This window comes from Arthrobacter liuii, from assembly GCF_014639275.1.
GTDB classification, from domain to species: Bacteria; Actinomycetota; Actinomycetes; order Actinomycetales; family Micrococcaceae; genus Arthrobacter; species Arthrobacter liuii.
The window spans coordinates 253017-271737 of sequence record NZ_BMFW01000001.1; the positions used below are offsets into that span (position 1 = coordinate 253017).

Here is an 18721-nt window from a genome sequence, read left to right on the forward strand (position 1 = left end):
AACTTTCGTCTTTTCCGCTAGGCGCGGAAGTAGGCCCGGACGCCGGCCACGGCTTGAAGGAAGCGGTCCACGTCGTCGGTGGTGTTGTAGAGGTAGGCGCTGGCACGGGTCGTGGCGGTCAGTCCCAGCCTCCGGTGCAGCGGCTGGGCGCAGTGGTGCCCAACACGGACGGCGATTCCCTGGGAATCCAGGAACTGGCCCACGTCGTGGGCGTGGACGCCTTCGACGTCGAACGCGGCGAGGCCGATCCGTTCCTTGCCGGCCGCCGGGCCCAGGACGCGCACCCCGGGAATGGATTCCAGCCCCGCCACCATCCGTTGGCCCAGGGCGGCCTCCCATGCGTGGATGCGGTCCAGGCCGGTTTCCGTGAGGTAGTTCGCAGCGGCGGCCATGGCTACTGCCTGGGAGATGCGCTGGGTGCCGGCCTCGAAGCGCTGGGGCGCCGGAAGGTACTCCGCCCGTTCCATGGTGACGGTGGTGATCATCGATCCGCCGGTCAGGAACGGCGGCAGGATGTCCAGGAGCTCCTGCCGCCCGTAGAGCACGCCGATCCCTGTGGGGGCGAGCATTTTGTGGCCGGAGAAGACCGCGAAGTCAACGTCAAGTTCCTTCACGTCCAAGGGCAGGTGCGGAGCGGACTGGCAGGCGTCCAGGACAACCAGGGCGCCCGCGGCATGGCCCAGGGCTGCCAGTTCCGTTACCGGGTTGATGATCCCCAGGACATTGGAAGCGTGGGTGAAGGCAAGGACCTTGGTGCGCGGGCCGATGATCGCTGCTGCCTGGTCCATGCGGAGGCTGCCGTCATCTTCGATGGGGATGTAGCGAAGCGTCGCCCCCGTGCGGAAAGCCAGTTCCTGCCAGGGAATCAGGTTGGCGTGGTGTTCCATTTCGGTCACCACGATCTCGTCGCCCGGCTTCAGTGCCAGTCCCCTGAGCTCCTGGCCGCCCCGCCCTTGGGCGGCCCACAGCGCGGCGTTGGACAGCGCATAGGAAATAAGGTTCAGTCCCTCCGTGGCGTTCGACGTCCAGACGGTTTCTGCGTAGTCCGCGCCGATGAAACCGGCAATGGTTTGCCTGGCATCTTCGAAGACTTCGGTGGCCTCCACGGCCAGATGGTGGGCGCCCCGGTGCACTGCGGCGTTGCGCTGCTCGTAGAATTCCTGCTCAGCTTCGATGACGCTCATGGGGTTCTGCGATGTGGCCCCGGAGTCGAGGTAGACCAGCGGCTGCCCGTTGACCAGTTGGTTGAGGACCGGGAAGTCGTTGCGGATGCGTAGTACCTCGGCGTTGTCCAGGACAGGTACGGCGCGTTCCAGTGTGGCTGGCGTCGATATTACGGCCAAAACGAACTCCTTGGGCTGCCAATGTCTGACACCCAATTGTCCCACACACCGCGGTGGCGGCCGCCCGGAAGGGGCAGCCGCCACCGCTGCCCCGGGCTTCAGCCGAGGGAGCAGAGGGCCGGCGACGGCTGGGGGGAGAGTCTCGGTCTCAGAAGACTCTGACGTCGCCGGCCCCGTCTTTGCCCGGTCCAGGGACCGGAAGTTGAGAGGGCCTCAATGTCCTGTTCGATGCTCCGCGGCGTCCCGTCTGCCTCGTCGCTTTGCCTCCTTAAGTAAATCCCGTGGTGCCCTCCCGTACACGAGTAGGGTGTACTCGAATCTTCGCCGGCGTACTACCGGGGCGGGTCGCTCCTACCCGGCAAGCTGGCGGGAAGCAGATTGAACCCCACTCGCCCGGCAGGGCCGGCGGTGCGACGCCGGCATCAGGTGGCAGGGTGGCAGCCAGAAGGGACCCGACGCCGGACCGGCAGCTGGTGGACGGGCGGGGGCCAGCAGCGGTCCCACCACGGGACCGGCATAAGTGAGGCGCCAGGGGCTGGGTGCAGGCCCGGGACCTACTTTGGCAGGGCCGACTCCAGTTCGTCACGGCTGCGGACCCCGAGCTTGACGTAGGTGCGGTACAGGTGGCCTTCCACCGTCCGGACGGAAACCATCAACCGCTGTGCGATCTCGCGGTCGGTCAGTCCCTGTACGGCCAGTTCGACGATGTCCTGTTCCCGCCGGGTGAGGCGTACGGTGGGCGCCGCCGCGATGAAGCGTCCTTCACGGAAGCGCTCACCCAGTTCGTGGTCGCACTTCTCGCGCAGGGCAACGGCCTGCCGGGAACGCCGGCGTTCCCCTGCCTGCTCGAGTACGGTGCTGGCACGGGCGTAGGCCTCACGGGCCAGGTTGACAAAGCCTGCCTCCTCCAGCGAGGCAGCCGTTGCCATGAGCGAGTCGCCGTCGGCCTTTTCCCATGCGGTGGCCAGGGCGAGCAGCGCTTCTGCCCACCGGCCCTCCACCCCCCGGGCCGCCGTCTGCACCATGGGGACCACTGAGGGGTCCCCGAGGTCCCAGCAAATGGCAAGGACTTCAAGGAGGTTCCCGGTCCGGGCGGAAGCCTCGGTGGTGGTCATCAATGTTTGCAGCGCAGCCATGCCCTTGCCGTCACGGGCAAGGTATTCAGCGGCCGCCGCCACGTAGGCTTCGGCAAGGAGGTCATGTGCGGGCCATCCGGCGTAGGCGTCCTTGTGATCCTGTTCCAGGCGTTTTGCCTGTTCTGCGTCGCCAAGCCTGGCTGCTGCGTAGAAACCAAGTGCGGTGCCAAACCTGTACAGCTGCAGCGGATCGTTGAGCCTCAGCGCTTCCACGGAGGGCAGCAGGACCTGGTAAGCGCGCTCCATTCTCCCCTGCCGCAGCAGCGAGTAACCGTGAAGCAGCTGCAGGCTCCCGTTGAAGGTGGCTGCACCCGGCGCATGTCCGGCGGCGTAATGGTTGATCTCCCGCTCGGCCGATTCCCATTCGCCCATGGCCAGGTAGTCGGAGACAAGCCGCCCCAGCACGAACTCGGGGAAGAAATAGAGGCTGCCTTCCAGCGGCGGAAGTTCCGAGGCTGCCAGCAGGGCGACCTTCAATCCTTGGACGGGCCGTCCCGCAGAGGCGAGGGCGTGGGCCAGGAGACCCTCAGCCAGGGCGCGGAGCGGTTCTCCTCCGGCGCCTGCCGGGCGCCCCTTCCGCATCACATCCACGGCGCGGTCCAGCGCCTGGAAATCCACTGCGGCGCCGAGCTGGAGCAGGTGGACGAGCTCTTCCTGCCAGCTCCTGTCATCACCGCTTGAAAGCCCTCCGTGCTTTTCGACGTCCTCCGCCACCACTCCAAGGGAATGGCCAACGGCCTGGTGTGCCGAGACCCGGAGAAGCAGGACGGCTGGCCCCTGAGGGTCTTGGGCCAGCGGGAGCCAGCATCCATCCAGGAGGGCAGCAGCCTCCGGATAGGCGCCTTCGTTGTACAGCGCCCGCGCTTGGATGGCCTGGGCCAGGGGAACCAGCGCGGGCGCGTGGATGCGGGCGGCAATTGACCGTGCACTGCGGTTGCGGAACCTCCGCAGGGCCTCCTTGGCAGCCGCCATCATCTCGTCATCGCCCACCCGGACGCCGCACTCGAGGGCCCACTCCACGGCCCGCAGCCGGCCCTCCCCCTGCAGCAGGGTGGGGTCCTGGTGGGCCTGGACCTTCTCCAGCAGCTGGAGGCTGCGTGAGACCGAAACGGTGTTCCTGATGGCGCCGGCAAAGAGCGCGTTCCAAATGGAAAGCTCAGCTGGAATGCCCGGGGTTTCGACGATCATCTGCTGGTCCAGCAGGGAGCGGACCACTGCTGCACCGCTGATGTCTTCGATCACCTTCCTGCCCACCGGCCCGGCAAGGGCAATGAGCTTCAGGGCTTCCTGCTCCTCCGGCCCCCGCCGGAGATGGTCTTTGGCAACCACCGCTGCGAGCCGTGCCCCGTCCGCGGGCAGGGAGTCCACGAGCATCCAGATTCCGTTGCGCTTGGCGAGGACCCCGGATTCGGCGGAGTCATGCAGCACGGCGTCCAGGATCCGCGGATTCCCGCCCGATGCGTGCCAAATGGCGTCCACGGTGGCCCCCGGGGCGGTCCCGTCAAGGACGTGGGCCAGGACCTCTTCAATCTGTTCACGGTTGAGGGGCCGCAGGTCCACGCGTTCGGCAAGGCCGTCATACCAGAGCTGGTCGAGCGCTTGCGGCAGGCCTGGCCGGGGCCGGGCGGCCGCCACCACTGTTGCCCAACCCGCCGAAATGACCTCTGCCAGCACGCCGGCGGAGGCGTCATCCAGGTGGTGGGCGTCGTCCACTGCAAGCAGGACTGCGGCCCCGTTGCCCGCCTTCAATTTCTCGAAGTATGACCACATCGAACGGAGCACGGAAACGGGCGAGACGGACTCCTCGGCAGTGAGCTCTCCCGTATAGGGGGTGAGCACTCCGAACGGCACGCCGGCCAGGGCCGAGCTTGCGTGGATGCGCAACATGTTCATGCTTCCCGCAAGGCGCTCCGTCACGGCGTCCGTCACGGCCGACTTTCCAATGCCCGGGCCGGCCATGATGAAGACGGCCTGGTGGGTTCCGTTCCGGAGCATGTTGCAGATGCGGTCCACCGGCTCCCGGCGACCGGTCAACAGCCGGTGCGAAGGCGCCGGCTTGTGGCCATTAGACGAGTCCAGTCAGATCACCCCTTGAAGTCACGCCAAGCTTAGTGAAGACCTGGTACAGGTGGCCTTCGACGGTGCGGACCGACACTCCCATTTCCATGGCGATGTCACGGTTCGAGGCGCCACGGCCCGCCATCCGGGCAATCTGCCGTTCCCGGCTGGTCAGCAGCGGGCTCCCGCTGCTGGGCACGATGGGAAGGTTCGCCACAGTGGCGGCCAGGATGTCCAGGCGTGCCTGCGCCGTCCTGGCCGACAGGGCGTCCCCGTCCTGGCGGGCGAAGTCCACAGCCAATGCCATGCACCGGGCTTCAACGGCATCGAGTTCCAGCGTGGCCGCGAGTTCGCCGCCGGCAAGCAGGGCCTTGGCATCCTTGGTCCTGCTGCCGACGGCGATCAGCCGCGAGACTTCGGCGAGCGGGCCTTGGCGGCGGCCGGCGATCTCCTCCAAGAGACGGAAGTCAGCGTCGCTGCCGTTCACGGTTGCCGCGAGCAGGTAGAGGCCGGCAACAGTGTGCCGGCCCGCTTCCAGGTTCCGGCGCACCCCGTGCTTCAGGCCTGCCACTGCCTCCGAGTCGCCCAGCCAGCGTCCGGCCACAAGGGTGCAAAATTCGATGATGCTCTCGGTGGCGAACCCGGCCCTGCCGGACGTCCTCTGCAGCTTCGTGAGGTACTTGCGGGCAAACGCGGCGTTGCCGGTCTGCGCATACGCCAAGGCTGTGGCCGCATAGGCGGTGCGCAGCGCAGCCTGGACGGGCTGCAGCTCCAGCTGCGCAGTGGCGGAGATCAAAGGCTCCAGGGCGGCTTCGCCGCGGCCGGAAAAGGTCAACGCCACGCCGGCCGCGAGTTCGGTGGCCGCGCTGCGGTACGGAAGGCGGTGCAGCTGCCCGGCGTTGAAGGGGCTGAGGAGGTCGATGCAGCGCCGCCACTGCCCGGCCATCAGCGACACGAAGTAGGCCTCCCCGGCGTAGCGCTCACGGAGGCCCACGATGTGCGAGGCGTCGGTGAGTTGCCCGCCGAGTTGCCGCATGAGGCCGAGCGCTTCCATTTCGCGCCCGGTCACGGCAAGGGCGCCCATGAGGATGATTGCGGACCGGAGCCGGAACCCGGTGTCCGGGTTGGCAGCGGGATCGGCCGCCCGCTCCAGCGCCGGGATCATGGCGGCATAATCGCCGGCATGGGCCTGGTATTCGAATTCGCTCAACGAGATGCGGTTCACTGCCACCGCGACGGGATCAGGCCACGAAGGGTGTTGAGCCGTGTTATCCAGGCGTTCCCGGGCGGACGCGAGCAGTTGCCGTACTTTGCCGGCCTGCTCCGGAATGTGGAGCATGACCCGCGCCTTGGCGGCGACCACCTGGGCGTATTCCTCGGGATCCAGGGCCTCAAGTTCCGGCTGCGAGAGGTCGTGCAGGGCGGTGAGGGCCTGGACGGGCAGGTCCAGCTGAAGGTACGCGGAGGCCTTTTGCCGCTGTGCCGGCGCCCACTCAGCGTCGGCCCGCCGCAGCATGTCCGCGTAGGTCAACGCGAAACGGGGGTCGAAGAGCTGGACTGCGGCCTGGGCGGCGGCAAGTGCCAGGGCCGGGCTCAGCTCGGCCTCGCACTCGTGGGTCCAGGCGGCAAAAGACATCAGTTCTTCCACCGTCATGGCCGCCGGATCCGGCTCCTGGCCGCGCAGCAACACGCTGCGAAGCTCCCGCCGCCGGGAAATGCTCAGCCAGGTCCTGACGACGTCCCCGATGTATTTCTCACGCAGCGACACCCAGCGGTGCTCCGAGTCGTCGATCTCCAGCAGCCCGCCGTCCTCCATGTCCGCAACCACGTCCGCACCGTAGATCGAGGTAAGGCTGGACAGCTCCACGCGCCGGGCACAGGAAAGCATCTCGATGACGTCCCGGGTCTGGGGTGTTTCCCGTGACCAGCGGGACCGGACGATGTCATCGAGGCTGGCCGCGCCGTCGAGGACCACCTTGTCCCGCAGCGTCCAGACGGAGTCGGACAGGACCAGGTTTCCGGAAAGCTGCTGTTCGGTGACGAGGGCTTTGAGCAGCAAGGGATTTCCACCCACCATCTGGTGGTAGGTGCTGACCAGGGAAGAAGCGACCCGGTGTCCCAGCAGGGAGAGCAGGACTTGCCGGGTTTGCAGCTCGTTGAGGTTGCTGAGCCGCACCTCCGTAAGCTTCCGGTCCGTCAGCAGCCAATGGAAGTCCGCCGGCAGATCGCTGGAATTGGGGGCGACAGCAACTATTTTTGCCGTGCCAGTCAGGAGGACATTGAGCAGCACGCCGGCACTCATGTCGTCGATGCTGGCAGAGGTGTCCAGAGTAATGACACAGGGCCTGCCCGCGGCGTCGCTGCGGATCAGCGAGGTGATGCCCCGCAGGATGGCTGTGGGCGAGCCCATGTAGGCCTGCGGAAGCCGGGCCAGGAGGAACGAAAGGCAGCCGTAGGGGACGGTGGAACCGGAAGGGCCGCTCCGGAGCTGCAGTGACCAGATGTCAGGGCCCAGGCCGGCCACTGCTGCACGCGCCAAGGAGGACTTACCCACGCCCCGGGGGCCGGTAATGACAACTCCGAGCGAGTTTTCGCTGGTGAGTGACGTACGGACGGCGTCGAGGGTGGCGCTTCGTGCAGGCATGGACCATTGCTGACCGTCCGTCGCCGCGACAGATAACGTGGGCAGCCCGTCACCTTGCGGTGTTGACCCACGTCCCCAGCTGAGTGGCTCGATTGACATGACTTATCCCCTACATCCTGCAATAGCGGGATGTAGCCCCTTTGCTCCCCCACATAGGAAGTAGAGTACCCTGTGCCACAGACAAGGAAATAGGGCCGAAGGGAACTTTTACGATTCCGGCGGGTTTGATCCCGATTTGGCCGGGTGGAACCGCTGCTGGGCGGCGGTGAGCCCGTCGCGAAGCAGGGACTCGACGGCATCAGCGGCATCGTCCAGCAGGAAGGGCAGTTCCTTCTGCTCTGCGGTGCCGAAATCGCGCAGCACGTAATCGGCGGTGTCCATCCTGCCGGGTGGCCTCCCTACCCCCACGCGCACCCTCAGATAGTCCTTGGTGCTGAGCGCCTTGGAGATATCCCGCAGCCCGTTATGGCCGCCTTCTCCCCCGCCGAGCTTGAGTTTGACCGTGTTGAAGGGGATATCGATCTCGTCATGGACGGCCACCACATGGTCTGCGGGGATGCCGAAGAAGTTGGCGAGGGAGGAGACGGGTCCGCCTGAGACATTCATGTAGCTCATCGGCTTGGCCAGGACCACCCGGGGCCCACCGATACCCAGCCGGCCTTCGAGGACCTGGGCGCGCGCCTTGTGGGTCTTGAATCCGGCGCCGATGCGGCCCGCGAGTTCATCGAGCACCATCTGGCCCACGTTGTGCCTGTTGCCTTGGTACTGCGCGCCGGGGTTGCCAAGGCCAACGATCAGCCAGGTATCTGTCATGGAGTCAATCCTATGGGGGCGGTTTGGGCGGAGATGGATGCCGGCTCGCGGACATGGCAGTGGCCGGACCCTTGGGGTCCGGCCACGGTCAGAAACTGCAGAGTGGTTACTCTGCTGCGGCTTCTTCTGCTGCAGGAGCTTCCTCTGCTGCGCCCTCGGCGGCAGCTTCGGTTTCAGTTTCCTCGGCGATTTCGACGGCCTCGGAGATGTTCACCACGAGTGCCTCGGCATCGGTCAGGAGGACGGTGCCCTTGGGCAGGACCAGGTCGGAGGCGTGGATGTGCTCGCCGGCGGCGCGGCCTTCGATGTTGACCTCGACGGCGGTGGGCAGGTGGGTTGCCTCGGCCTCGAGGGACACAACCGTCAGTTCCAGGTTGTGGACGGTGCCGGGGGCGGTTTCGCCTTCAAGGTGGACCGGAACGTCAACCGTGACCTTCTCGCCCTGGCGGACGGTCAGGAGGTCGATGTGCTCGATGATCTGCTTTACGGGATCGCGCTGGATGTCCTTGACCAGGGCCAGGTGGCCTTCGCCGTTAATGTCCAGGGACAGCAGGGCGTTGGCGGTGCGGACTGCGAGGGTGGTGGCCTTGGCCGGGAGGGTGACGTGGATGGGCTCTGCGCCGTGGCCATAGATGACGGCGGGGATCAGGTTGGCCATCCGTGCGCGGCGGGCGTAGCCCTTGCCGAATTCGGTGCGCAGTTCTGCTGCGAGCTTCTGCTCAGACATGGAAAACTCCTTGAAGACTAAACGGTGTTCAGCAAGGGCGGAGGTCTGGTGTGACCTTCAACGCCGGGCGGCCCGGAGGCGGCCCTTCAAGAAGGCGGTTCCTGTGAAGGGACCTGCAGACCCAGTCGATAACGGAGGCTATGCCCTCCCTCGCCAAGGTATCGGGAAAAGCTTACCAGCGCCGGGCGCGTTTCCCGAAAACGCGCCCGGCGGGCACGGCCCGTTAGGCCTTGCCGTCGAAGAGGCTGGTGACCGAACCGTCGTCGAACACTTCCCTGATGGCCCTGGCAATCAACGGTGCGATCGACAGCACCGTCAGCTGCGGGAAGCGCTGGGACGAATTCAGCGGCAGCGTGTTGGTGACCACCACTTCGCGTGCGCCGGACTCCGAGAGCCGCCGCGCGGCGGGATCGGAGAACACGGCGTGGGTGGCCGCAATGATGACGTCCTTGGCCCCGGCGTTCTTCAGGACGGTGACGGCACCTGAAATGGTCCCACCGGTATCGATCATGTCGTCGATCAGGACGCAGGTGCGGCCCTCGATCTGGCCCACCACGGTCTTGGAGACCGCCTGGTTGGGAACGGTGAGGTCACGGCTCTTGTGCACGAAGGCAAGGGGTGCCCCGCCCAATCGTTCGGCCCACTGCTCAGCAACGCGGACGCGGCCGGTGTCCGGCGACACGACAGTGATGTTGTCCGAGCCCACACGGGTCCGGATGTAGTCGGCAAGCAGCGGGATGGCCATGAGGTGGTCAACCGGGCCGTCGAAGAAGCCCTGGATCTGGGAGGTGTGCAGGTCCACGCTCATGATGCGGTCCGCGCCGGCGGTCTTGTAGAGGTCTGCCACCAACCGGGCGGAGATGGGCTCGCGGCCCCGGCCCTTCTTGTCCTGCCGGGCATACGGGTAGAACGGTGAAACCACGGTGATCCGCTTGGCGGAGGCCCGCTTCAGGGAATCGATCATGATCAGCTGTTCCATGAGGTGGTTGTTCAGCGGGGCAGGGTGGGCCTGGATCACGAAGGCGTCAGTGCCGCGGACACTTTCGCCGGCCCGGACATAGATCTCGCCGTTTGCGAAGTCGTAGGCATCCAGCGGCAGCAGTTCGGTGCCGAGCTCCTTGGCGATTTCCCGGGCCAGCTCCGGATGGGCCCGCCCGGAGGCGAGCACCAGCTTCTTCTCGCCATGCGCCGTAATTTCGCTCATTGTTACTTGCCCTCTTCTGTAGATGCCGGGGTACTTGAGGAGTCGTTGGTGGCTGCCTGGGCCAATTCAGCGGAGCGGGTTCCCGGACGGTGCGCGGGGACCCAGCCTTCGGCGTTGCGCTGTGCGGCGACGCTCAGCGCGAGCGCGCCGGCCGGTACGTCCTTGCGGATCACCGCGCCGGCGCCGCTGTACGCGCCGTCCCCCACGGTGACCGGGGCAACAAAGACGGTGTTGGAGCCTGTACGGACGCCCGAGCCGATCACCGTGCGGTGCTTCTTCTCGCCGTCGTAATTGGCCGTGATGTTGCCACAGCCAATGTTGGTGTCTTCGCCGATTTCGGCGTCGCCGGCGTAGCCCAGGTGGGACAGCTTGGAGCCGCGGCCGATGGTGACGTTCTTGGTTTCGTAGAAGGCACCGATCTTGCCCTTCTCACCCAGCACTGTCCCCGGGCGGAGGTACGTGAAGGGGCCGACGGCGGCGCGCGGGCCGATCACCGAGCCGGAACCGTGCGTGCGGATCACCGTGGCGCCCTCGCCTACGGTGACGTCGGCCAGGGTGGTGTCAGGGCCAACGACGGCGTCCCTGGCCACAGCGGTGGCGCCGTGCAGTTGGGTGTTCGGCAGCAGTCGGACGTCCTCGTCCAGGGTAACGGTCGAGTCGATCCAGGTGGTGGACGGATCAACCACTGTCACCCCGGCACGCATCCAGGCTTCTACCGTGCGGCGGTTCAGCTCGGCGCCGAGGGCGGCCAGCTGGACGCGGTCGTTGGCCCCCTCCACCTGCCAGCGGTCCGCGGTGACGACGGCCGCTACCCGGCCGCCTGCCTGGCGTGCCAGTCCCAGCACGTCGGTGAGGTACTTTTCGCCCTGCGAGTTGTCAGTGGTGACGTGCGCCAGGGCGTCGCGCAGGACAGCGGCGTCAAAGGCGTAGATCCCGGAGTTGACCTCCCGGATGAGCCGTTCGGCCCCGGAGGAGTCCTTGTGCTCACGGATGCCCGTGACCGTGCCGTCTTCGGCGCGGAGGATGCGTCCGTAACCGGTGGCGTCTTCAAGGACGGCCGTGAGGACGGTGACCGCGTTGCGTTCGCGCTCATGGGTAGCGACCAGTTCTGTCAGCAGTTCCCCGGACAGCAGGGGTACGTCGCCGTAGGTGACCACCACCGTGCCAGCCAAGCCCAGTTCTGCATCCAGTGCCTGGAGTGCGGCTTCAACGGCGCGACCGGTGCCGGGGACGTCGTCCTGGTCAACGATGACGGCCTGCGGATCGAGGGCCGACACGTGATCCTCCACCAGATCCCGTTCGTGGCGCACCACAATGGCAAGCCTCTGCGGATTGACGCTGCGTGCGGCACGGAGGGCATGGCCCACCATGGACAGGCCACCGATCTCGTGGAGGATCTTCGGTGTACGCGACTTCATCCGCGTGCCGGCGCCTGCTGCCAGAACGATTACAGCGGCCGGGCCGGCATTCTCGGGGATCACGTACGGGCTCTCCTTGCTTGGTTGTGCTGGCACGTTGCGGCTGCCGGCGGGCCAGGCCGCCGGGCACCGGGTGCCATCCTCATGATCGCTCCTCGCGCAGCAGTTCCGCCCATAGGATTCGAACCTATACTCCACGGCTCCAAAGGCCGGGGTGCTGCCGTTACACCAGAGCGGACCGTGCCAAAAGACGCAAGGTCCGGGCACAAGTCCCTATTTTGCCACGGGTTCAGCACCCCGCGCGACACGGGGCGTTCCTTCCCTCCGGTCCCGCGGAATCACGCCGCCGGCCGTGAGGCATGATGGGGAGGTGAGCAACAACCTTCCGCGAATGCGGATGACTGGCCTGCAGCGCCGAAGCCAGCTGATCGACGTCGGCCGCGGACTTTTCGCCGTCCGTGGACTGGACGGGACCACCATCGAGGAGATCGCCGCCTGCGCCGGCGTGTCAAAGCCGGTCATCTACGAGCACTTTGGTTCCAAGGAAGGCCTGTACACCGAAGTGGTGGACTGCGAGTTCCACATCCTGCTGGACGCAATCAACGCAGCCCTTACCGAGGAAGCCAAGCCCCGCGTCCTCGTGGAACGCGCAGCACTGGCGCTGCTCACCTACATCGAGGAACGCACCCAGGGCTTCCGGATCCTGATGCGCGACGCTCCCCCGTCCCAGCCCGAGGGCGCCTTCTCCACCTTGCTGTCCCACGTCACCGCCCGCGTGGAACACATCCTCTCCGACGAATTCTCCCGCCGCGGCCTCAGCGGGGAGGACGGCGCCATGTACGCCCAAATGCTCGTGGGCATGGTGGCCATGACCGGCCAATGGTGGCAGGACAGCCGCCAGCCCGACAAGCACACCGTCGCCGCGCACCTGGTCAACCTTGCCTGGAACGGCCTGACCGGCCTCAAAAAGGACCCCGAGCTGCACGTCGAAGGGTAAGTGGTCACCTTCGTGAGCGGGGCACCTGTCCTCTGCGTGCTGCTCCTTCGTCGCTTTGACGCACAGCGACCGCAGGTGCCCCATTGCGACGTGCCTAAGCGACGCGGAAGGTCCGATGTCCGGCACCCAAAGTGACCTAGTCGCCCAGGAGCTCTGAGGCTTCCAGCCACTCGAGTTCGAGGGTGTCCTTTTCGTCGGCCAGGTCCTTGAGCTGCCTGTTCTGTTCGGCGAGGGCGTCGAAGTCGGATTTCTCCGTGCTCTTGACCATGTCGTCGTGGAGTTTCTTCTCTTGCTGGTCGAGCTTCTTGATCTGCCGCTCGATCCGGTTGAGGGCCTTGCGGGCTTCCCGCTTTTCGGCTTCGGAGGGGCCACCCGCCGGTGTTGTCGCCTGGGCCTGGCCTGCGCTGGTAACCGGGTTGCCGCCGCCGGTCACGGTTGACCCGGCCAGGGCGGCCTCGCGCAGCTCAAGGTACTGGTCCACGCCGCCGGGCAGGCCGCGGAGCTTTCCGTCGCCTAGCAGGGCCATCTGGTGGTCCGTGACGCGTTCCAGCAGGTAACGGTCGTGGCTGACCACTACCAGCGTGCCGGGCCAGCCGTCCAGGACATCCTCGACGGCGGCGAGGGTGTCGGTGTCGAGGTCGTTGGTGGGCTCGTCGAGCATCAGCACGTTTGGTTCGCCCACCAGCAGCCGGAGGAGCTGCAGCCGGCGCCGCTCACCGCCGGACAGGTCCTTCACCGGTGTCCACTGCTTCTGGTTGGTGAACCCGAGCTGCTCCACCAGCTGACCCGCCGTGAACTCCTTGCCGCCCACGTTGAAGGAACGCTTTTCCCGCTCAATGACCTCGATCACGCGCAGGTCCGCGACGTCGTCAAGCTCCTTGACTTCCTGGGTGAGGACTGCGGTGACCACCGTCTTGCCCCGCTTCAGTTTGCCGGCGTCGGGGGTGACCTCGCCGTTGAGCAGCTTCAGCAGGGTGGTCTTGCCGGCGCCGTTGACACCCACCAGGCCCAGGCGCTCCCCCGGGGCCAGCCGGAGGGTGATGTTGTCGAAAAGCTTCCGGCCGTCGTCGCCCTGGAAGTTCAGGGACACGTTCTCAAGGTCCAGGACGTCCTTGCCCTGGCGCGCGGTGGCCATTTTGCTCAGGGCCATGGAGTCGCGCGGAGCGGGAACGTCGGCGATGAGCGCGTTGGCGGCCTCAATGCGGAACTTCGGCTTGGCGGTCCGGGCAGGGGCGCCCCGGCGGAGCCAGGCGAGTTCCTTCTTGACCAGCTGCTGTCGCTTGCCTTCCACAACGGAAGCCATCCGGTCGCGTTCCGCGCGGGCCAGGACATAAGCGGCGTACCCGCCTTCGAAGGGGTCCACGATCCCGTCGTGAACCTCCCAGGTCTTGTTGCAGACTTCGTCCAGGAACCAGCGGTCGTGGGTGACCACGAGGAAGGCGCCCTGGTTGGCGCGCCAGCGCGTCTTCAGGTGCCGGGCAAGCCAGGCCACGCCCTCGACGTCGAGGTGGTTGGTGGGCTCGTCCAGCATGATGACGTCGTGGTCCTCGATGAGCAGTTTGGCGAGGGCCACGCGCCGCTTCTGGCCGCCGGAGAGGGCGTGCACGTTGGCATGCCAGTCGACGTCGGACACCAGGCCGCCCATGATCTCGCGGATCTGCGGGTTCCGCGCCCATTCGTGGTCGGCCTGGTCCCCCACGATCGCGGCACCCACCGTCAGGTCGCCGTCGAGCACGTCGCTTTGGTCCAGGTATCCCACGTTGACGTCGCCGCGCTTGGTGACGCGGCCGGAGTCCGGGGTGGAGCGGAGGGCCAGGAGCCGCATCAGGGTGGACTTGCCGTCGCCGTTGCGGCCCACCATTCCGATCCGGTCCCCCTCTTCCAGTCCCAGGGTGATGCCGTCCAGGACGGTGCGGGTTGCGTAGGAAACCGTGAGGTTCTCGCCGCCAAGAAGGTGTGCCAAAGGGAACTGCTTTCTGCTGCCGGATGGGGGTGGTGGAGCTGCGGGTATTAAAGGAGGGTGTCGGAGATGATCCGCGCCCCGGGGACCGGGCCGTGGACGGCAAGGGCTGTGTGGCCGTAGCGCTGCATGTCCTCCGCCAGCGCCTCCGCGGCTATGGAGTCGTCAGCCAGCAAAGCGACGGTGGGGCCGGAACCGGAAACAATGCCTGCGATGGCGCCATGTGATTCGCCGATTCCCAGCGTATCGCGCAGCGCCGGCGACAATTCAATGGAAGCCCGCTGCAGGTCGTTGACCAGCACCCTGCTCAGGGACTCGGCGTCGCCGCCCCGCAGCGCCGCCAGGATCCGGGGGTCAACACCGGTAGGTTCACCCGATTCGATTCCCTCGGCGCCCCGCAGCCGGTCCAGCGTCCGGTACACCTCCGGGGTGGACAGGCCATAGTCGGCCACCACCAGCACCCAGTGGGTCTGTGCCTTCGCCAGGGCCGGGGACAGTTCATCGCCCAGGCCCAGGCCGACGGCGGTCCCGCCCAGGAGCGAGAAGGGGACGTCCGCACCCAGTTCCGACGCCAGGTGCGCCAGTTCCTCCCGGGACAGCCCGCTGTTCCAGAGTGCATCGCACGCGAGGAGCGTGGCAGCGGCGTCGGCTGATCCGCCGCCCATCCCGCCGGCCACCGGAACCCGCTTGGTGATTTCCAGGTGCACGCCCGTGGCATGTTCAGAGACGTCTGCCATGATGGCGGCCGCCTTGTAGGCCAGGTTGTTGCTGTCCAGGGGAATGTCGACGGCGTCGAGGTCCAGGGTGCTTTCGGGGCTGAGGCTGATCGAAATCCCGGGGGCAGCAGTGCTGGTGGCAGCCACTTCCTCATACAGGGACACTGCGAGGTAGACACTGGCGACGGAGTGGTAGCCGTCCGGCCGCAGCGGGCCCACCGCAAGGGACACGTTGACCTTGCCGGGCGCCTTCACGCGCACTGTCCTGGCGGCGAACCGGCCTGCCGCGCTCACGGGCGGTTTTCCCTGGCTTCAGCGATCCTGGCGAACGCCGCGATGTCGATGACCTCGCCGCGTGCAGTGGGGTCGACGCCGGCTGCGAGCAGGCAGCGCTCCGCTTCCGGGGCCCCCCCGGCCCAGCCGGCAAGCGCGGCCCGCAGGGTCTTTCGCCGCTGCGCGAAGGCGGCATCCACTGCGGCGAACACCTGTTCGCGGGTGGCAGTGGTGGCCGGCGGCTCGCGGCGGGTGAAGGCCACCAGCCCGGAATGGATTTTCGGTGCGGGCCAGAAAACGTTCATCCCGATCACGCCCGCCTTGCGCATCTGGCTGTACCACGCGGCTTTGACGGAGGGCACGCCGTAGGTCTTGGATCCCGGGCCGGCTGCCAACCGGTCAGCAACCTCGTCCTGGACCATCACCAGGCCATGCCGCAGGCTGGGGAAATGCTGCAGGAGGTGCAGCACCACGGGAACCGCCACGTTGTAGGGCAGGTTGGCCACGAGGGCCGTCGGTTCCACCGGCAGCTCGGTGACCTTCATGGCATCTGCCTGCACCAAGTGGAACGCGCTGGCTGCGGCCGGCCGCCATTCCTTGACGGTTTCCGGGAGCTTTGCGGCAAGGACTGGATCTATTTCGACGGCCACAACGGCCGCTGCCGCGTCGAGCAGCCCCAAAGTGAGGGACCCCAGTCCCGGACCGACCTCGAGGACCGTTTCGTCCGGACCCACGCCTGCGGCGGCGACAATCCGGCGGATGGTGTTGCCATCGATAACAAAGTTCTGGCCCAAGGTCTTGGTGGGCCTGACCCCGATTTCCGCTGCCATCCGGCGTATGTCGGAGGCGCCGAACAACGGTGCGGGCACGGCGGGGATCGGTTCAGTCACCTAGGTATCCTATCCCGCGCAGCACTTTCACCCTGCCGCGTTAACGGCTGTGGCCGGGCCCGATGTACCCGGGCCCGGCCACGCTGTTTGCCGCGCGTTTATGTCTGGTGGATCAGCTGCTTGCAGCCCAGCCGCAGCCCCAGGGCGACAGGCCGCGCTGGGCGTAAACGCGGTTTGCGATGTCGATCTGCTGCGCTTTGGTGGCCAGGCTGGCGTTCGGAGCATAGGCGCCGCCGCCGGCCCCGATCCACGTACGGATGTCGAACTGAAGTCCGCCGTAGTAGCCGTTGCCGCTGTTGATGCTCCAGTTTCCGGTGGACTCGCACTGGGCAATCTTGTCCCACATGGCTTCGTTCATCATGGCCGGTGCTGCCGCGCCGGTATTCGCGCCCGCCGCGGCGGGTGCGGCCGGCGCAGCCTGGGCTGCCGGCTTGGCCTTGGTGCCCACAGTGACCTTCTCGGTGACTGGCTGGACAGCCACGTTCTCGGACACCAGCGTGCGGGAGGCTTCCCGTCCGTCCACGAGTACCAGCTTGAAGGTGCGCTCAAGCTTTCCGGCGGTTCCGGCCTGGGTCACTTGCTTCTCGCCTTTGAGCATGTCAGCGCTTTCCGCAGTGACTGTCTCGAAGGGCACATCCTCGCTGGTGACTGCGGTCTGGCTGGTATCCACCCTGGAAACCTTAATGACCATGTTGCTCACCACATTCGCATTGGCCGGCTGTGAGGTGCGGTCATTTGCGCCGATGGCGACGCCGGAATCCTCGAGGACCTTGCCGACAGTGGGGGCCGTGGTGGTGGTGGTGTTCACCTTGCCGTCAGCCACGATGCTGACGGTTTTGGGTGTGGAGATGGAGACGTAGGAACCGGCCAGCGCGAGGGTGGCATCCTTGGGAGCCGAAACGGACGACGCACTGGCCACACCGAGTTCGGTCACCAGGTCCTCGACATCCTGGGCGGTGGTGTTCACCGTCTTTTCGGCCCCGTCCAGGCTGACCTTGACTTCTTTGGCCTGGTTGATGTTGATGACGGTCCCGTTCTGCACGGTCGCATCGAGGGAGGGCGAAACGCGGTCGCCGGGCTGCAGTTCCAGGTTGGCGCTCTTGACCACCTGTGCCACTGTTCCACCAAAGGACTGCACGGACGACGCTTTGCCATCCACGTTGAGCGTAATTGTTTTGTTATTGCCGACGAAGGCTACGAGGCCCGCGACCAGGCCGCAAAGCACCAGCAGCTGCGCGCCAACCTTAATAAAGCTGAACTTGCCGTCCGATGTGAAGAACTTGATCACGATTGCCCGTAACTCTCGGTCTCTCCGGGCACGGGGAACGCGCAATAAAATGCCCGGAGCAACTTCAAGAAAGAGAGTCCGGGCATCGATGCGCCGCCACACTCCGCGCAGCGGCAAGGCCGGATCTTGGACGGGCCGGGCCGGCTGCAGATGGAGTGAAATTACCCGTTGGCCTTCCCCGACCCCGGCTAATAGGTTCCCACTGTAACCGTAGCGTTATAAAGCAGCCAACATTTTTGCATACCAAGTATGCTGACGTCGATGGTGCAGCGTTGCTAAATCAGTCCCAGGATCCGTACGCCCGCACCGTATTTTCGCTGATCGTCGTGCACAGCCCGGCCAGGTCGGAGCCTGTCAATTCCGCCATGGCCCGCACGGTATACGGGACCATGTAGCTCGCATTCGGACGCCCCCTGTGCGGGTGGGGCGTCAGGAACGGGGCGTCCGTTTCCACCATGATGAGCTGCGGGTCCGCCACGGCGAGCGCGGCGCGGAGGTTGGCGGCGTTCTTGAACGTCAAGGTGCCGGCGAAAGACATCCACCAGCCCTGTTCGTTGCAGGTCCTGGCCAGGTCCTCGCCACCCGAGAAGCAGTGGAACACCACCCTTTCCGGGGCGCCTTCTTCCCGGAGCACCCGCACCACGTCGCTGTGCGCGTCCCGGTCATGGATCTGCAGGGTCAGGTCCAGGCGCTTGGCGATGTCGATGTGGCGCCGGAACGAGTACTCCTGGTGGCGCAGCCCCTCACCTTCCGTGCGGTAGAAGTCCAGGCCGGTTTCGCCGATGGCCCGGATCCGGGGATGGGCGGCCAGGCGTTGGATCTCGGTGAGGGCAGCCTCCAGTTCGCCGCGGGCGGCATAGTGTGGAGCATCGTTGGGATGCAGCGCCACGGCTCCAAGGAGGCGTTCGTCGTGGTCAACCGCTTCCACAGTGAACCGTGAGGACTCCAGGTCGCAACCCACCTGCACGGCACCCTGGACGCCCACGGCCGCTGCCGCGTCGAGCGCAGCCTTGATCCCCACGGGCCCATTTCCTTCCGGGAAGTCCAGGTGCGTGTGGTTGTCCATGACGGGTACGGGCAGGGGCTCCGGTGCGGGCGGGAAATCCCTCCTGCGGGCAGCCTCCGGATCCGGGGTCCCGTCCGCGGCAGGCACCCGGTAGGCGGCGGGAATCGACGAATTGCACATCCACTCAGCCTAACGGCCCAAGGCGCCCCCATATTTGCCGGAACTCTCTGTCAGGCACGGCAGTTGTG

General features: G+C 66.4%; 13 protein-coding genes and 1 tRNA gene. 1 reads left to right on the forward strand and 13 read right to left on the reverse strand.

The window, feature by feature from the left end; translation table 11 throughout:
- Positions 1 to 17: 17 nt before the first annotated feature.
- The 8 genes from IEW19_RS01160 to IEW19_RS01195 form a co-directional block, all read right to left on the reverse strand.
- Complete coding sequence (locus IEW19_RS01160; RefSeq protein ID WP_188569845.1) at positions 18 to 1343, reverse strand: SufS family cysteine desulfurase; 1326 nt, start codon at positions 1341 to 1343, stop codon at positions 18 to 20.
- 554 nt (positions 1344 to 1897) lie between these two features.
- Complete coding sequence (locus tag IEW19_RS01165; protein WP_229748242.1) at positions 1898 to 4513, reverse strand: helix-turn-helix domain-containing protein; 2616 nt, start codon at positions 4511 to 4513, stop codon at positions 1898 to 1900.
- Positions 4514 to 4544: 31 nt separating this feature from the next.
- The gene (locus IEW19_RS01170; RefSeq protein ID WP_229748243.1) at positions 4545 to 7181 is read right to left on the reverse strand and encodes a helix-turn-helix transcriptional regulator; all 2637 of its coding nucleotides are present in this window, start codon (positions 7179 to 7181) and stop codon (positions 4545 to 4547) included.
- Positions 7182 to 7388: 207 nt separating this feature from the next.
- Positions 7389 to 7994: an aminoacyl-tRNA hydrolase gene (gene pth, locus IEW19_RS01175; protein WP_188569847.1), complete on the reverse strand. Its 606-nt coding sequence runs from the start codon at positions 7992 to 7994 to the stop codon at positions 7389 to 7391.
- A 106-nt stretch (positions 7995 to 8100) separates the two neighbouring features.
- Positions 8101 to 8721 carry a 50S ribosomal protein L25/general stress protein Ctc gene (locus IEW19_RS01180; protein WP_188569848.1) on the reverse strand — a complete coding sequence of 207 codons (621 nt, stop codon included), beginning with the start codon at positions 8719 to 8721 and terminating at the stop codon, positions 8101 to 8103.
- 223 nt (positions 8722 to 8944) lie between these two features.
- A complete protein-coding gene (locus IEW19_RS01185) occupies positions 8945 to 9925 on the reverse strand; it encodes a ribose-phosphate diphosphokinase (protein ID WP_188569849.1) in 981 nt (326 codons plus the stop codon).
- A 2-nt stretch (positions 9926 to 9927) separates the two neighbouring features.
- Positions 9928 to 11406: a bifunctional UDP-N-acetylglucosamine diphosphorylase/glucosamine-1-phosphate N-acetyltransferase GlmU gene (gene glmU, locus IEW19_RS01190; RefSeq protein WP_188569850.1), complete on the reverse strand. Its 1479-nt coding sequence runs from the start codon at positions 11404 to 11406 to the stop codon at positions 9928 to 9930.
- A 103-nt stretch (positions 11407 to 11509) separates the two neighbouring features.
- Positions 11510 to 11581, reverse strand: a tRNA-Gln gene (locus IEW19_RS01195).
- Positions 11582 to 11713: 132 nt separating this feature from the next.
- On the opposite strand from IEW19_RS01195, the gene IEW19_RS01200 reads away from it, so the two are divergent.
- Complete coding sequence (locus IEW19_RS01200; protein ID WP_188569851.1) at positions 11714 to 12340, forward strand: TetR/AcrR family transcriptional regulator; 627 nt, start codon at positions 11714 to 11716, stop codon at positions 12338 to 12340.
- A 136-nt stretch (positions 12341 to 12476) separates the two neighbouring features.
- Here IEW19_RS01200 and IEW19_RS01205 read toward each other — a convergent pair whose 3' ends face one another.
- From IEW19_RS01205 to IEW19_RS01225, 5 genes are all read right to left on the reverse strand, one after another.
- A complete protein-coding gene (locus IEW19_RS01205; protein ID WP_188569852.1) occupies positions 12477 to 14303 on the reverse strand; it encodes an ABC-F family ATP-binding cassette domain-containing protein in 1827 nt (608 codons plus the stop codon).
- A gap of 47 nt (positions 14304 to 14350) precedes the next feature.
- Positions 14351 to 15310: a 4-(cytidine 5'-diphospho)-2-C-methyl-D-erythritol kinase gene (locus IEW19_RS01210; RefSeq protein WP_188569853.1), complete on the reverse strand. Its 960-nt coding sequence runs from the start codon at positions 15308 to 15310 to the stop codon at positions 14351 to 14353.
- Entirely contained in the window at positions 15307 to 16179 is an 873-nt protein-coding gene (rsmA, locus tag IEW19_RS01215) for a 16S rRNA (adenine(1518)-N(6)/adenine(1519)-N(6))-dimethyltransferase RsmA (RefSeq protein WP_188569854.1), read from the reverse strand. Before rsmA ends, IEW19_RS01210 begins: the two co-directional genes overlap by 4 nt.
- Positions 16180 to 16291: 112 nt before the next feature.
- Entirely contained in the window at positions 16292 to 17467 is a 1176-nt protein-coding gene (locus IEW19_RS01220; RefSeq protein WP_188569855.1) for a resuscitation-promoting factor, read from the reverse strand.
- 280 nt (positions 17468 to 17747) lie between these two features.
- Positions 17748 to 18653: a TatD family hydrolase gene (locus IEW19_RS01225; RefSeq protein ID WP_188569856.1), complete on the reverse strand. Its 906-nt coding sequence runs from the start codon at positions 18651 to 18653 to the stop codon at positions 17748 to 17750.
- Positions 18654 to 18721 lie beyond the last annotated feature (68 nt).

Coding starts and splice junctions, on each gene's coding strand:
- IEW19_RS01185 (WP_188569849.1), bottom strand. CDS start 9,925: ATGAGCGAAATTACGGCGCATGGCGAGAAGAAGCTGGTGCTCGCCTCC.
- IEW19_RS01170 (WP_229748243.1), bottom strand. CDS start 7,181: ATGCCTGCACGAAGCGCCACCCTCGACGCCGTCCGTACGTCACTCACC.
- IEW19_RS01225 (WP_188569856.1), bottom strand. CDS start 18,653: ATGTGCAATTCGTCGATTCCCGCCGCCTACCGGGTGCCTGCCGCGGAC.
- pth (WP_188569847.1), bottom strand. CDS start 7,994: ATGACAGATACCTGGCTGATCGTTGGCCTTGGCAACCCCGGCGCGCAG.
- IEW19_RS01180 (WP_188569848.1), bottom strand. CDS start 8,721: ATGTCTGAGCAGAAGCTCGCAGCAGAACTGCGCACCGAATTCGGCAAG.